Origin of the sequence: Halococcus thailandensis JCM 13552, assembly GCF_000336715.1 — an archaeon.
GTDB lineage: Archaea > Halobacteriota > Halobacteria > Halobacteriales > Halococcaceae > Halococcus > Halococcus thailandensis.
In genome coordinates this window covers 175701-187949 of sequence record NZ_AOMF01000171.1, presented here as the reverse complement: position 1 = coordinate 187949, position 12249 = coordinate 175701, and the positions used below count along the sequence as shown (strand labels likewise).

Here is a 12249-nt window from a genome sequence, read left to right as displayed (position 1 = left end):
CTCGTCGATTGCGGCCCATCGAGACGGCCCGCACCCCCTGTGTGTATTCTCCTACTGACGGCACTCATACTACGTCGATACACACAGCTAACAGTTATACGGCTTTCGGAATCCGCAACCCAGCGAGAGAAACCGTCGTCAGAACGTCGAGATGTCGCCCTCGATGACACGCTCGGTCAGCCCGGTGATGTCGGCGAGTTCGCGGTCGACGATCGTGCGGATCTCGTCCTCGACGTCGCCGACGGCGATGCCCGCCTCGGTGCTCACGTGGATGTCGGCGACGTGTGGCTGATCGACGGGGCGACCGATCTGGCTCAGCAGTCGGACCCGAAGATCGCGGATGCCGGCCACGTCGTCGACGACGCGCTCGGCGATCTCCGTCGAGAGGAGGTTGTAGATCTTGCCGATATGGTTGACCGGGTTCTTACCCGAGGTGGCCTCCATGCTCATCGAGCGGTTCGGCGTGATGAGTCCGTTCGCGCGGTTGCCCCGCCCGACGGAGCCGTCGTCGCCCTGCTCGGCGGAGGTGCCGGTGGTGGTGAGGTAGATCGAGCCCGCATCGTAGTCGTCGGCGGTGTTCACGTCGATCGAGACCGCCCGATCGGTGTACTCGCCGGCGATCTCGGCAACGTACTCGCGAACCTCCTCGACCGCTTCGGCATAGGCATCGACGTCCCCGATATACGCATCCACCATCGCGGCCGCCACAGTAATATCGATCTCGTCGCCCTCGCGCTTGCCCATCACCTTCACGTCGGGCCCGAGCTCGGGATGCTCGGCGGCGTACTCGCCCGTGAGTCGCCGCTCGGCGTTCAAGACGATCTCCTCGGTCTCGGAGAGCGGCGCGTGACCCACGCCGTAGCTCGTATCGTTGGCCATCGCCACGCCACCCTCGCCGAAGACGTCCCGGAGGTCGCCGCTGCCCTCACCGAGTTTGACGTCGATCACGATGTCGGTGCCGACGTCGAGTTCCGGCACGTGCGCTTCGAGATACTGGCGGGCCGCCCGGAGCGCGATCGGTTCGGTGGGGATCGTCGTCCCCTCGTACTCGCTGGTCGCGCGCCCGACGATGAGCAGGTAGATCGGTTCGACGACCTCACCGCCGCCGAAGGCGGGGGCGGCGCTACCGGCGACCAGCTGGGTTTCGTCGGTGTTGTAGTGAAGGATCCGTCCGACGCGATCGAGATAGGCCGCCGCGAGCGCCCGCGAGACGCTCTCGGCGATGCCGTCACACAGCGAGTCGGGATGGCCGATCCCCTTTCGCTCGACGATCTCGACCGGCTCGTCCTCGGCGGCCGGCCGATCGAGCGCCGCCACGCGGATGTTGCGTTCGGTCATGCCGTGGGTTCGCCGCCGCCTGGCCTATAACTTGCGGAAACCTTCGCGCGCCCGGAGATAACCAGTAGTTATTCGTTCGGCGGTCGTTCGTCCGTTTCGGCCGCGGACAGCAGTTCGAGATAGGAGGTCCGGATCTGTTCGTCCGGATCACAGTCGAGCGCCGCCAAGAGATCGCGCGCGCCATCGCGCACGCGTTCGATCTCGTCTTCGGTTTCGGCCTCACCCTCGACCTCGACGAACGTGCCGAGCCCCGCCACCGAATCGAGCGCGACGGTATAGCCCCGGCAGCGAAATTCCTCTCGGGTCTTCTCGACTGTCGCGGCGGGGACGAACCCGAGCGCGTCGAGGACGTTCGCCATCGCCTCGGCGCTCCCGATCGCCGTCTCGTGTTCGGCACGGGTCTTCGATCGTGCATCGACGAGCGGTCCCTTGTAGGTGAGTCGTACCGCATCGTCCTCGCGGCGGATCCTGAGCGCCTCGTCGGTCTCCGGAAAGCTCCGATGTGGCGCATCGTAGTACGTATCGACCTGCTCGACGGTGCCCACGACGTCGGCATCGAGCGCCGACAGCCGCTCGCGGACCGGTTCGTGGGGGCTGGCGACCTTACACTCGACTTCGTACACGAGGGTCGTTCGTCCGGGACGGAAACTACTCTTCGGCTTTCCAGTTGAGGTCGATGCTGATCGATTCGCGTTTGTCGCCGAGCATCGGCTCGCGCTCGCTCACCTCGATCTCGTAATCGAGGGTGTCGCGCGGCGTGAGTGCGACCGACTTGTTGCCGGCGAGGACCGTCATCTCGGCGTCCCCGCGCAGCTCGTTCGCGAGCGATTCGAGCGCTTCGGCGGCCTCGTCGCGCGAGAGGGACTGACTCGCTTCGGTCGTGTCTACCATACTCCACAGAGGACGTTCCGGTTCCTAAACCTGTCCCCTGCACGAACGGCGACGACGTCGCTCGCTTGCAGTACGTGAGCAGCGCGATTCGTCGTCCGCAGGCGAACGTGAAGCAACGTTCTTAAACGTCGAACGGGAGTTGAGAGGGTATGAGCGACGAAGCAAGCGAACAGTCCGCATCGGACGCCGACGAGGAAGCCGCAAGCGGGATTCAGGAGGGGGATTTCGTCCGTCTCGCCTACACCGCCCGCACGGTCGAGAACGACCAGCTCGTCGATACGACCGACGAGGAGGTTGCCGAAGAGGAAGGCGTCGACGACCAACAGCAGAGCTTCGAACCGCGCGTCATCGCGGTCGGTGCCGGCCACCTCTTCGACACCGTCGAGGAGGACTTCACCGGCGGCGAGGCCGGCGATTCGGGCACCGTGACGGTGCCCGCCGACGAGGCCTTCGGCGAGTACGACGAGGACGAGGTTCGGACCGTGAGCGCCGACCGCATCCCCGAGGACGACCGCTACCCCGGTGGCCACGTCGACATCGACGGCGAGCACGGCCACGTCGAGACGATCATCGGTGGCCGCGCACGCGTGGACTTCAACCACCCGCTCGCCGGCCAGGACGTCGAGTACGACTACGAGGTGCTCGACACGGTCGACGACCGCCTCGAACAGGCAGAGGGGATGCTCGGCATGTACTTCGACGCCGATTTCGATATGCGCATCGAAACGGACGAGGTCGAAGAAGAGCAGATGGTCGAGCCCGACGAGGACGAAGACGACGAGGAAGAGAGCGAACCCGAGTTCGAGACCGAAGTCGTCGAGAAGGAGACGCTCTACATCGAGCAGTCGCCTCAGCTCCAGTTCGACCAGCAGTGGATGATGGGCAAACAGCAGATCCTGGGCGATCTCATCGACCGGCTCGACCTCGATCGCGTGGTCGTCGAGGAGGTCATCGACGGCACCGGCGGGATGATGGGCGGCATGGGTGGCATGATGGGCGGTATGGGCGGTGGCGGTGGCGAGGCCGACCTCGACGCCATCGAAGAGGAGCTCGAGGACGCCGACGTGGACGTCGACGACATCACCGAGGAACTCGACGAGGAGTAACGACCCCGCGTCGAACCGTTAGGCGCGCTCGTACTGCCGATAGCCCCAATCGCCGAGGTAGACGAGCCCGCCGAGAACGAGCAGCGCGACGACGAACCCGAACCCGTTGATCAGGATCCCGCCGACACCCGCGAGAACGATGACGACGCCGAACGCGACCGGGTAGAGCGGATGTTCGCGGATCGTATCGACCGCCGCCAGCACGAGCAACAGCCCGCTGAGGAAGCCGACGACGGCGAAGACGGGGTTGCCGAAGTCGCTGAGCGCGACCGTGACGACCAGCCCGACGAGCACGATCTGGGCGGCGAGGCGTCGGAGGTCGAACGTCGACTCTGCGGTTGCCATTGCGGGCGCTGTCGGCCGGCCGTCGCATAAACGCTCCGCCGGTGACAGCCGCCGTCTCATTACGCGATATCGCGACTGGTATCCACGGCGACTCGATCGGTGAGGGTGAGTTTGAGCGTCTCGGTGAGCGCGCGCCCGCCGCGGAACTTCGGCACCGCGAGACGGTTCTCGATCGTCGCGCCAGTCGTATCGGTCGTGAGCCGGAAGATCACGTCCGCCAGATGTTCGGTGCTGTCGCGCAGCGGCGAGACGTCACGCCCGTCGAGGCAGTGCAACACGGCGATACTCCCCGTGTCGTCGACGCGTCGGCGCAGGCCGGTCATGAACTCCAGAAACGCCGGGCGCTTGGCGCGCTCGATCACCGACTGTGGATCGACGACGACGGTCGAGCGCTCGGGGAGGTCGTCGAGGACGGCGAGCGCTTCGTCGATTGGATCATCGGCGTCGATCGTCCGGACCGTCGGGTCGCCGGTATCGACGTCCGTTCGTTCGATGTTCGCCGAGACGACCGCCGCGGGTCGGTCGAGCGCGAGATAGAGCGTATCGCGCGGCACCACGAACTCGGCGAGCAGGAGTTCAGCCTGGCTCGCTGGCGGGGCCGAAAGGGCGACGATGCTTCCCGCAGGAACCCCACCCCCGAGTCGATTGTCGAGAACGTCGATGCCGGTCGGCAGGCGCGTTGGCATTGGATTATCTTGCTGGTGAGGCTGGATAAAGCTTGCCGGCGGACGGGGCGTGTCGGGGGATTCAAGACGAGTCGGTGCCCGGCTGTATGCAGTGAGCCACGACCACGTCATCAGCGCCAAGAGCCTCTCACGGGCGGACATCGAGACGGTACTCGACCGCGCGGCCGAGATCGATCGAACGCCGCCGGACCGGGATCGCCACGCCGACGACCTGCTCGCGCTCTGTTTTTTCGAGCCGAGTACGCGCACACACATGAGTTTCGAGACGGCGATCAAGCGCCTTGGCGGCGACGCGCTCGACATGGGGCCGGTCGAGTCCTCCAGCGCGACCAAGGGTGAGAGCCTCGCCGACACCGTGCGCGTCGTCGAGGGGTACGCCGACGCGCTCGTGCTGCGCCACCCCAGTGAAGGCGCGGCGCAGATGGCGAGCGAGTTCGTCGACATCCCACTGATCAACGCGGGTGACGGGGCCGGCCAGCATCCGACCCAGACGCTGCTCGATCTCTACACGATGCGCGAGGCGGCCGGCAGCCTCTCGGATCTGACGGTGGGGATCATGGGCGATCTGAAATACGGGCGGACGGTTCACTCGCTGGCCTACGCGCTCACGAAGTTCGACGCCCGCCAGCATTTCGTCAGTCCCGAGAGCCTCAGCCTCCCCCGGAGCGTGCGCTACGATCTCCACGAGTCGGGCGCACGGCTCAAGGAACACACCGATCTCGACGCCGTCATAGAGGAACTCGACGTCCTCTACGTCACCCGTATCCAGCGCGAGCGCTTCCCCGACGAGAACGAGTACCGCCAGATCGCCGGCGAGTACCGCATCGACGCCGCGACGCTCGAGGACGCGCGCGAGGAGTGCGTGGTGATGCATCCGCTGCCCCGAGTGGACGAGATCGCTCCCGATGTCGACGCGACCCAGCACGCACACTACTTCGAGCAGGCGCACAACGCGGTTCCCGTACGGATGGCGCTGCTCGATCTGCTGCTTGCGGAGGACGACCGATGAACGAGTACGACGGGAGTGAGGACGATGCCGACGAGGGGGAGGGTGGCGAGGAGTCGGCGCACGAACTCCGGATCAGCAAGATCCACAACGGCACCGTCATCGATCACATCGCGGGCGGGCACGCGCCGGACGTGCTCGCCATCCTGGGCATCGACAGCGCCACCGACGAGGTCGTCAGCATCGGGATGAACGTCCCCTCGGACAGGCTCGGCCACAAGGACGTGGTGAAGATCGAGGGACGCGAGCTCAGTCAGGACGAAGTCGAGGTCATCTCGCTCGTCGCGCCCGCGGCCTCGATCAACATCATCCGCGAGTACGACGTGATCGAGAAAAATCGCGTCGAGCGGCCGTCGACCGTCGAAGGCGTGCTCTCGTGTCCGAACCGCAACTGCATCACCACCGAAGACGAACCGGTCGCCACCCGCTTCGAGGTGCTCGACGACGGCGTGCGCTGTCTGTACTGCGGGACGATCATCCGCCGACGCCTGACCGACCACATCGACGTCTGAGGAGTGACTTTTCGACTGCGGCTGGGCGTACGCTTGCAGCCGCCGGCCGAAGGCCGAAACCCGTCCGTAACCGGTGGACGATATGGCCGATCCGGGCGCACGCTTCGGGTTCGACTTCGTGACGACGCTCGTCGGCTCCGGGCTCACCCTGCTGGTGTCCGCGGGCATCCTGCGCTACGGGAGCCGATTCCAGTGGACGACGACCGAGCTCTACGCCATCGGCGGCGGTGGGCTCTTGGTGGTCGGTCTCCTGTTCGGTATCGTCTTCGCTGCCGCCGGCTGGAAGTGAATCAATCGGCTGCGCGGAGCGAACCGCTTACCCGCGCCCACACCCCACTCCCGGTATGTTCGGGGTCGTCACGCGCAACGAGAAGGAGCTCGACTGGCCGGAGTTCGACCGCGCGTTCTTCGAGGTGAAATCCGTGAGCGGCCGGACGAACGAACCGGTCGAGGACGCGGTGAGCATGATCTCCTGTCACGCCGACAACGCAATCGCCGACGCCGATCCCGAGATCGTGCCGGTCAACGAGGCTGGCGAGCGGGCGACTCGCGAGCGCCGCTACTTCGACTGGGCGTACGTCTGTCCGACCCATCCCGGCTACCGCGAGGGGCTGCTCGAAACGATCGCCGACGCCGCCGCGATCAGTGGGGACGTCCGCCTCGACGACGTGGGCTTTCCCCGCCCGGAATACTGTTTCTGTGACCGCTGCATGGAGCGGTTCGAGGAAAGCGCGTTCGACGACCGGTTCGAATGGCGTCGCCAGACCATCACCGATTTCGTCGCCGATGCCGCCGAGCGCGTGCCGGGGCGACTGTATCTCACGCTCCATCCCGACCCGTATCCCGGCCATCTCGTCGAACGCTCTGGCATCGACTTCGACGAACTCTCCGAGTACGTCGACGAGTTCGTCGTCCCGCTGTACGACATGGCCTACTCGACGACCTACTGGATCGAGATCATCGCCAAGGGCTTTCTCGATGCGCTCAGCACACCGTTCTCGATCGAGCTCTACGCGCCCGACATCGATCTCGACGAGCTGATCCACGCCAGCGAGGTCGCCGACGCCTACGCCAAGGACGTCCTGTTCGGCTACGACGCGAGCACGGCCTGCGGGGCGATTCGGCGGATGAACGCCGAGCGCAACGAGGGCCACTCCTACGGCTGAATCGGCTCTCGTCGATCCCTCGCGCGATGGACTTTTATTTTTGGCCGACTGTGTGTTCATATGTCACGGTCCGATTCGGTCATCGCGGCGATCGCGGGCGAATCACAGAGCGAGGCCGAAAACGACGTCGTCGCCGTGGTCAAGGGCGGCGTCATCGGTGCGATCGCCGGCGGGGTCGGCCTGCTCGCGATGGCACCGATCCTCTGGGCCGGGATCGCCCTCGGTGTCATCGACAGCGCGGCCTTCTCGGAACTCGCCTATCTCGGCCTCGGACGGCCGGACAACGCGCTGCTCGGCTACGTCATCTTCGCCGGCGGTGGCATGACGACGTGGCCGCTGCTGTTCGCCGTACTCAACGACTATCTCCCCGGTCGGACGATGGTCCAGAGCGGGTTCGTCTTCGCCACCATCATGTGGACCGGGTTCCTCGTCGCCTTCTACAGCTCACAGGCCGGGCTGGCGCTCGTGCTCTACCTCCTGTTGACGCTACTCGCCCACTGGGCCTATGGGGTCCTGCTCGGACTCGTGTTCGCAGTCGTCGCCCAGCGGACGGAGGTGCTGTTCGTCACGACGGACACGATGAGCGTGAGCAAGGAAACCTGATCGGGACCGCGGCGCACGGCCGTTCACGGCGAAACACGGCGCTTTTATCCACCCGTCCGATAACGCGATCCATGAGCTTCGAGGAAGACGACGAGGTCGTTCTACACGACGAGCACAGCGAGTACGACGGCGAGACGGGGACGGTGACGCAGGTGATGGAGACGATGTTCGGCGACGCGACCTACACCGTGACTTTCGAGGAGGGTCAGGAGGCGGGCGTGCCCGAGGACTCGCTCGAAGCCGAGGAGTAAGGCGTTTGTCGCCCGAGAACTGAACGAGGGTATGAGCGGCGTTCCGTTCCACTACATCGACCTGCGGACTTTCTGCTATGCGACCGAGGACGAGGCGCGCGTCCAGGGCGCGCTCCGGCAGTTCCTCCCCGACGAGGTCGCGATCAACCGTATCGAGAACGAGGGGTTCAACGGCGATCGCATCGTCGTGCTGTCGGCTCGCGTCGAGAACGCCGACGAGATTCGCCACGTGCTCGACGAACTCGCCGCGATCGATCTCGACGCGATCCGCACCGAACTCGAAGAGCGTGTCGACGAGAACTGTTCGCTGTTCCTGCGCCTCGACAAACAGGCAGCCTACGGCGGACGAGTCGAGCGCGGCCCGGGGATCGAACTCCGCGCGAAGGTCGAGGCCTACCCCGCGAAGAAGGCGGCGGCCATCGAGAACGCCGCCGACGCGCTCGAATCGCGGGCGTAAGATGGACGCATACGAAGCCGTCCGTGCGTATCCCGACGGCGAGAGCACCGCCGCACGGCTCGCGCTGACGGCTGCAGAGTGCGATTTCTCGGGTATCGTCGTTCGCAACGGTCCCGCTGCGTTCGAGGGTGGGCCGAGCAGAAGCGAGGTCGCCGGCGAGTACGACATCGACGTGGTGGACGCGGTCGAGATCGGTGGCGAGAGCCGATCGGCGGCGAGCGCGCGGGTCAAAGAGCACCGCGAGGAGCACACGCTGGTCGTGGTCGAGGGCTCCGACGCGCTGAACCGCTTCGCCTGCGAGGAGCCCCGAGTCGACGTCCTCGCCCGGCCGATGGCCGACGGCGACGTCAATCACGTGCTCGCACGGGCAGCGAAGCGAAACGGTGTGCGCTTCGAGTTCGACTTCGGGCGCGTGCTCCGGACGAGCGGCGGCCAGCGCGTCCAGGCGCTCGGCGATCTCCGCAAACTCCGCGAGATCGTCACCTACTACGACGCACCGTACGTGGTGAGCGCGAGCCCGGAGAGCCACCTCGAACTGCGCGCACCCCGGGAGCTGCTCGCGCTCGGCGACGTCGTCGGCTTCGATCGCGAGGCGGTCGCGCAGGGGCTCGCCGAGTGGGGTCGTCTCGCCGCTCGCAATCGCGAGCGCCTAAGCGAGTCGTTCATTGGGCCGGGCGTCCGGAGAGGGAGACATGAAGAAGACGATTGAGGAACACGCCGCGCGCTTCGACGAGCATTCCGGGAACTACGACGAGGAGCAGGACGGCGCCGAGTACCGCGCCTGCTCGTCGCTGGTCGTCGAACACGCCGCGCCCGACGCCGACGACACCGTGCTCGATCTCGGCACCGGGACGGGAGCCATCGCCCTCGCGCTCGCGGGCGACGCCGAACGGGTCGTCGGCCGTGACATCTCGGACGGGATGATGGACGAAGCCCGCTCGAAAGCCACGGACGCGGGCATCGAGAACGTCGCGTTCGGCGAGGGGAGCTTCCGCGAGCCGGCGGTCGACGAGTCGGTCGATATCGTGGTCTCGAACTTCGCGATGCACCATCTGGACGACGAGGAAAAGCACGAGGCGATCGAGGCCATCGCGGCTCTCGGTCCTCGAAAATTCGTGCTCGGCGACGTGATGTTCTTCGACGAGCCCGATCCCGACGAGCCCTTCTACTCGCCCGAAGTCGACGATCCTGCCACGGTCGGCACGCTCGCGGACGCGCTGACGGATGCTGGCTTCTCGCTCACCGCGGTCGAGCGCGTTCACGATCAGGTCGGCGTGCTGGTCGCCGAACGCGCCGACGGAAGTGACGCATCGACGGCAGACGAGTAAGCGTGAAACACCTGCCGAAACATCTCCGTCCGCGCCGGCGCTATCTCGCGGTCGGGATCGAATCGTGGCCCGACGACGACTTCGGCACCCGCGACTTCCAGCGCGAGTGCTGGTACGCCGCCCAGAACCTCCTCGGCGATCCGGGGAGCGCCGATGCCGACCTCAGGGTCATCGACTTCGAGGTGGAGGACGGATCGGGGATGGCGATCGTCCGGGTGCGCCACGGTGAGGTCGAGCGAGCACGGGCGGCGATCGCCTGTATCGACACCGTCGGCGACGCGCCGGTCGGCATCCGGCTGCTCGGCGTGAGCGGAACGATACGCGCCTGTGAGGAAAGGTATAAAAGTCGCGCGGCCCGAGAATCCGCCGAGAGAAACGTCGCGTTCGCGGATGCACGACGGCTCGCGACCGTGCGGGGCGATCGGGTCGAGATAGACTCGGGGAGTGGGTTCGTGGGAGCGACAACACTCGATATCTAAAACTATGCAGGGACAATCCCAACAGCAGGCCTACGACCGCGGGATAACGATCTTCTCGCCGGACGGGCGACTCTACCAGGTCGAGTACGCCCGCGAGGCCGTCAAGCGCGGCACCGCGAGCATCGGCGTCAAGACCGACGACGGCGTCGTCTTCGCCGTCGACAAGCGCTTCCGCTCGCCGCTGATGGAGCGCGAGAGCGTCGAGAAGATGCACAAGGCCGACGATCACATCGGCATCGCCAGCGCGGGCCACGTCGCCGACGCCCGCCAACTCATCGACTTCGCACGCCGCCAGGCCCAGGTCGAACAGCTCCGCTACGGCGAGCCGATCGGCGTCGAAACGATCACCAAGGAAGTCACCGACCACATCCAGCAGTACACACAGGTCGGCGGCGCACGCCCGTTCGGCGTGGCGCTCATCATCGGCGGCATCGAGGACGGCGAGCCGCGACTGTTCGAGACGGATCCGTCGGGCACGTCGTCGGAGTGGCAGGCGCTCGCGATCGGCTCCGGCCGCAGCGAGATGATCGAATATCTCGAGGAGAACTATCAGGAGTCGATGGATCTCCAGGGCGGCATCGGTCTCGCCCTCGAAACGCTCGCCGAATCCGTCGACGGCGGCCTCACGCCGGAGGGCATCGGCGTCGCCACGATCGACGTCGAGACCGAGCGCTTCGCGGAGCTCCCCGACGACGAGGTCGACTCCTATCTCGACGAGTACGGGCTCTTCGAGAGCGACGACGAGGACACCGACGAGTAATCACGACGCCAAGCGGGCCGCGCTTTTTCGCGATGGGAAACGACTTGTAGCTTCGCCCCCCAGAGGGTGGCATGATATCGCTCGACGAGGCGGTGACGGCACGCCTCGAATCCCACGGGGCACGCTTCGAGGTGCTCGTCGATCCCGATGCGGCGCTCTCCATCGACCGCAACGAGTTCGAGGGCGATCTCGAGGACGTGATCGCCGCCGAGGACGTCTTCGAGGACGCCTCCCGCGGGGATCGCCCCGCCGAGGCCGACGTCGAGGAGGTGTTCGGGACGACCGAGCCGCTGGAGATCATCCCTGAGGTGATCCGCGAGGGCGAGATCCAGATCACGGCCGAGCAGCGCCGCGAGATGCAGGCCCAGAAGCGCAAACAGCTCATCAACACGATCGCGCGCAACGCCGTCAACCCACAGATGGACGGCGCGCCCCATCCGCCCGACCGGATCGAGTCGGCGCTCGAAGAGACCGACTTCCGGATCGATCCGATGGAACCCGTCGAGAGCCAGATCGACGACGCGCTCGACGCCTTGCGACCCGTGATCCCAATCCGCTTCGAGGAAGTGACGATGGCCGCCCAGATCCCCGCCGACCACGCCGGTAGCGCACAGGCACAGATCCGTCAGTTCGGCGATCTCGTCAGGGAGGAGTGGCAGAACGACGGCTCCTGGATCGGCGTCGTCGAGTTCCCGGCCGGCCTGCAGAACGACTTCTACGAACTCGTCAGCGAACAGTCGGCGGGCGAGGGCGAGACCAAGAAAGTGCGCGACGAGGAAGATATCCGCACCCGGTGAGCCGGCCACCGAAGGCAGTACGCTCTTATCGGTGCCGCGTGAGGGAGATTCATGACGAACAAATCGGGAGTGACGTACAGCGCTGAACCGTCGGTACGGTGCCGAACCGTCGGCTAATGGAGCGAGACGTACGGATTCGTTTGCTGGCCGTCGTCGCCCTCGGCGCACTGCTCGTGACCAGCGGCTGTCTCACGACCGATCCGGCCGTCGAACTGAACACGACTGAATCGGCGGTGTTCGCGGAGGCATCCACCGACGGGTCGGTGGCGATCGGGCAGGTGAACGCAAAGCTGAGTCTCGTCCCGAACGCGACGACCGACGAGGGCGTCGATCGGCTGCTCGTCGTCGCTCCGAACGGCGAGACGTTCCACCGGACCTCGCTCGATAGCGGCCAGTCGAGCGTGACCGTCCTCCTGCCGCCAGACGGATCCGCGACCATCGTTGCCGCAAACACCGTCAACGGCACCGTCGTCGAAACGCGCAACGCGACGATCACCGGCGATTCGCTACGCTGACTGGAGACG

19 protein-coding genes are annotated in these 12249 nt (G+C 66.0%); 14 read left to right on the top strand and 5 right to left on the bottom strand.

Annotated elements, in window-relative coordinates; all coding sequences use genetic code 11:
- Window positions 1-138: 138 nt before the first annotated feature.
- The 3 genes from C451_RS17300 to C451_RS17290 all read right to left on the bottom strand — a co-directional run bounded on the left by C451_RS17300 (window position 139) and on the right by C451_RS17290 (window position 2229).
- A complete protein-coding gene (locus C451_RS17300; RefSeq protein WP_007742559.1) occupies window positions 139-1338 on the bottom strand; it encodes a methionine adenosyltransferase in 1200 nt (399 codons plus the stop codon).
- A 68-nt stretch (window positions 1339-1406) separates the two neighbouring features.
- Window positions 1407-1961, bottom strand: a complete 555-nt coding sequence (cyaB, locus tag C451_RS17295; protein ID WP_007742558.1) for a class IV adenylate cyclase — start codon at window positions 1959-1961, stop codon at window positions 1407-1409.
- Window positions 1962-1986: 25 nt separating this feature from the next.
- On the bottom strand, window positions 1987-2229 hold the full coding sequence (locus C451_RS17290) for an amphi-Trp domain-containing protein (RefSeq protein WP_007742557.1): 243 nt from the start codon (window positions 2227-2229) through the stop codon (window positions 1987-1989).
- Window positions 2230-2378: 149 nt separating this feature from the next.
- Here C451_RS17290 and C451_RS17285 point away from each other — a divergent pair, with 149 nt between their 5' ends.
- Window positions 2379-3335: an FKBP-type peptidyl-prolyl cis-trans isomerase gene (locus C451_RS17285; RefSeq protein WP_007742556.1), complete on the top strand. Its 957-nt coding sequence runs from the start codon at window positions 2379-2381 to the stop codon at window positions 3333-3335.
- Between the two features lie 18 nt (window positions 3336-3353).
- Here the strand turns inward: C451_RS17285 and C451_RS17280 are convergent, their stop codons facing one another.
- Window positions 3354-3680, bottom strand: a complete 327-nt coding sequence (locus C451_RS17280; protein WP_007742555.1) for a hypothetical protein — start codon at window positions 3678-3680, stop codon at window positions 3354-3356.
- A gap of 59 nt (window positions 3681-3739) precedes the next feature.
- Window positions 3740-4366: an RAD55 family ATPase gene (locus tag C451_RS17275; RefSeq protein WP_007742554.1), complete on the bottom strand. Its 627-nt coding sequence runs from the start codon at window positions 4364-4366 to the stop codon at window positions 3740-3742.
- A 91-nt stretch (window positions 4367-4457) separates the two neighbouring features.
- Between C451_RS17275 and pyrB the strand changes: the two genes are divergently transcribed.
- The 13 genes from pyrB to C451_RS17210 all read left to right on the top strand — a co-directional run bounded on the left by pyrB (window position 4458) and on the right by C451_RS17210 (window position 12240).
- Window positions 4458-5375, top strand: a complete 918-nt coding sequence (pyrB, locus tag C451_RS17270) for an aspartate carbamoyltransferase (protein WP_007742553.1) — start codon at window positions 4458-4460, stop codon at window positions 5373-5375.
- Window positions 5372-5884, top strand: coding sequence for an aspartate carbamoyltransferase regulatory subunit (gene pyrI, locus C451_RS17265; protein WP_007742550.1), 513 nt, complete (start codon window positions 5372-5374; stop codon window positions 5882-5884). The genes pyrB and pyrI overlap by 4 nt, the downstream gene beginning before the upstream one ends.
- Window positions 5885-5966: 82 nt before the next feature.
- The gene (locus C451_RS17260; RefSeq protein ID WP_049913186.1) at window positions 5967-6173 is read left to right on the top strand and encodes a hypothetical protein; all 207 of its coding nucleotides are present in this window, start codon (window positions 5967-5969) and stop codon (window positions 6171-6173) included.
- A gap of 55 nt (window positions 6174-6228) precedes the next feature.
- Window positions 6229-7050: a hypothetical protein gene (locus C451_RS17255; RefSeq protein ID WP_007742548.1), complete on the top strand. Its 822-nt coding sequence runs from the start codon at window positions 6229-6231 to the stop codon at window positions 7048-7050.
- Between the two features lie 60 nt (window positions 7051-7110).
- Entirely contained in the window at window positions 7111-7653 is a 543-nt protein-coding gene (locus C451_RS17250; RefSeq protein WP_007742547.1) for a DUF6789 family protein, read from the top strand.
- Between the two features lie 71 nt (window positions 7654-7724).
- Window positions 7725-7904, top strand: a complete 180-nt coding sequence (locus C451_RS17245; RefSeq protein WP_007742545.1) for a hypothetical protein — start codon at window positions 7725-7727, stop codon at window positions 7902-7904.
- A gap of 31 nt (window positions 7905-7935) precedes the next feature.
- Window positions 7936-8361 carry an RNA-binding protein gene (locus C451_RS17240; protein WP_007742544.1) on the top strand — a complete coding sequence of 142 codons (426 nt, stop codon included), beginning with the start codon at window positions 7936-7938 and terminating at the stop codon, window positions 8359-8361.
- A 1-nt stretch (window position 8362) separates the two neighbouring features.
- Entirely contained in the window at window positions 8363-9070 is a 708-nt protein-coding gene (locus C451_RS17235; RefSeq protein WP_007742543.1) for an RNase P subunit p30 family protein, read from the top strand.
- Window positions 9054-9689: a class I SAM-dependent methyltransferase gene (locus tag C451_RS17230; RefSeq protein WP_007742542.1), complete on the top strand. Its 636-nt coding sequence runs from the start codon at window positions 9054-9056 to the stop codon at window positions 9687-9689. Before C451_RS17235 ends, C451_RS17230 begins: the two co-directional genes overlap by 17 nt.
- A 2-nt stretch (window positions 9690-9691) precedes the next feature.
- On the top strand, window positions 9692-10168 hold the full coding sequence (locus C451_RS17225; RefSeq protein ID WP_007742541.1) for an Rpp14/Pop5 family protein: 477 nt from the start codon (window positions 9692-9694) through the stop codon (window positions 10166-10168).
- Window positions 10169-10172: 4 nt separating this feature from the next.
- Window positions 10173-10928, top strand: a complete 756-nt coding sequence (gene psmA / locus C451_RS17220) for an archaeal proteasome endopeptidase complex subunit alpha (protein ID WP_007742540.1) — start codon at window positions 10173-10175, stop codon at window positions 10926-10928.
- A gap of 71 nt (window positions 10929-10999) precedes the next feature.
- Window positions 11000-11725 carry a ribosome assembly factor SBDS gene (locus C451_RS17215; protein ID WP_007742538.1) on the top strand — a complete coding sequence of 242 codons (726 nt, stop codon included), beginning with the start codon at window positions 11000-11002 and terminating at the stop codon, window positions 11723-11725.
- Between the two features lie 116 nt (window positions 11726-11841).
- Complete coding sequence (locus tag C451_RS17210) at window positions 11842-12240, top strand: hypothetical protein (protein ID WP_007742536.1); 399 nt, start codon at window positions 11842-11844, stop codon at window positions 12238-12240.
- Window positions 12241-12249 lie beyond the last annotated feature (9 nt).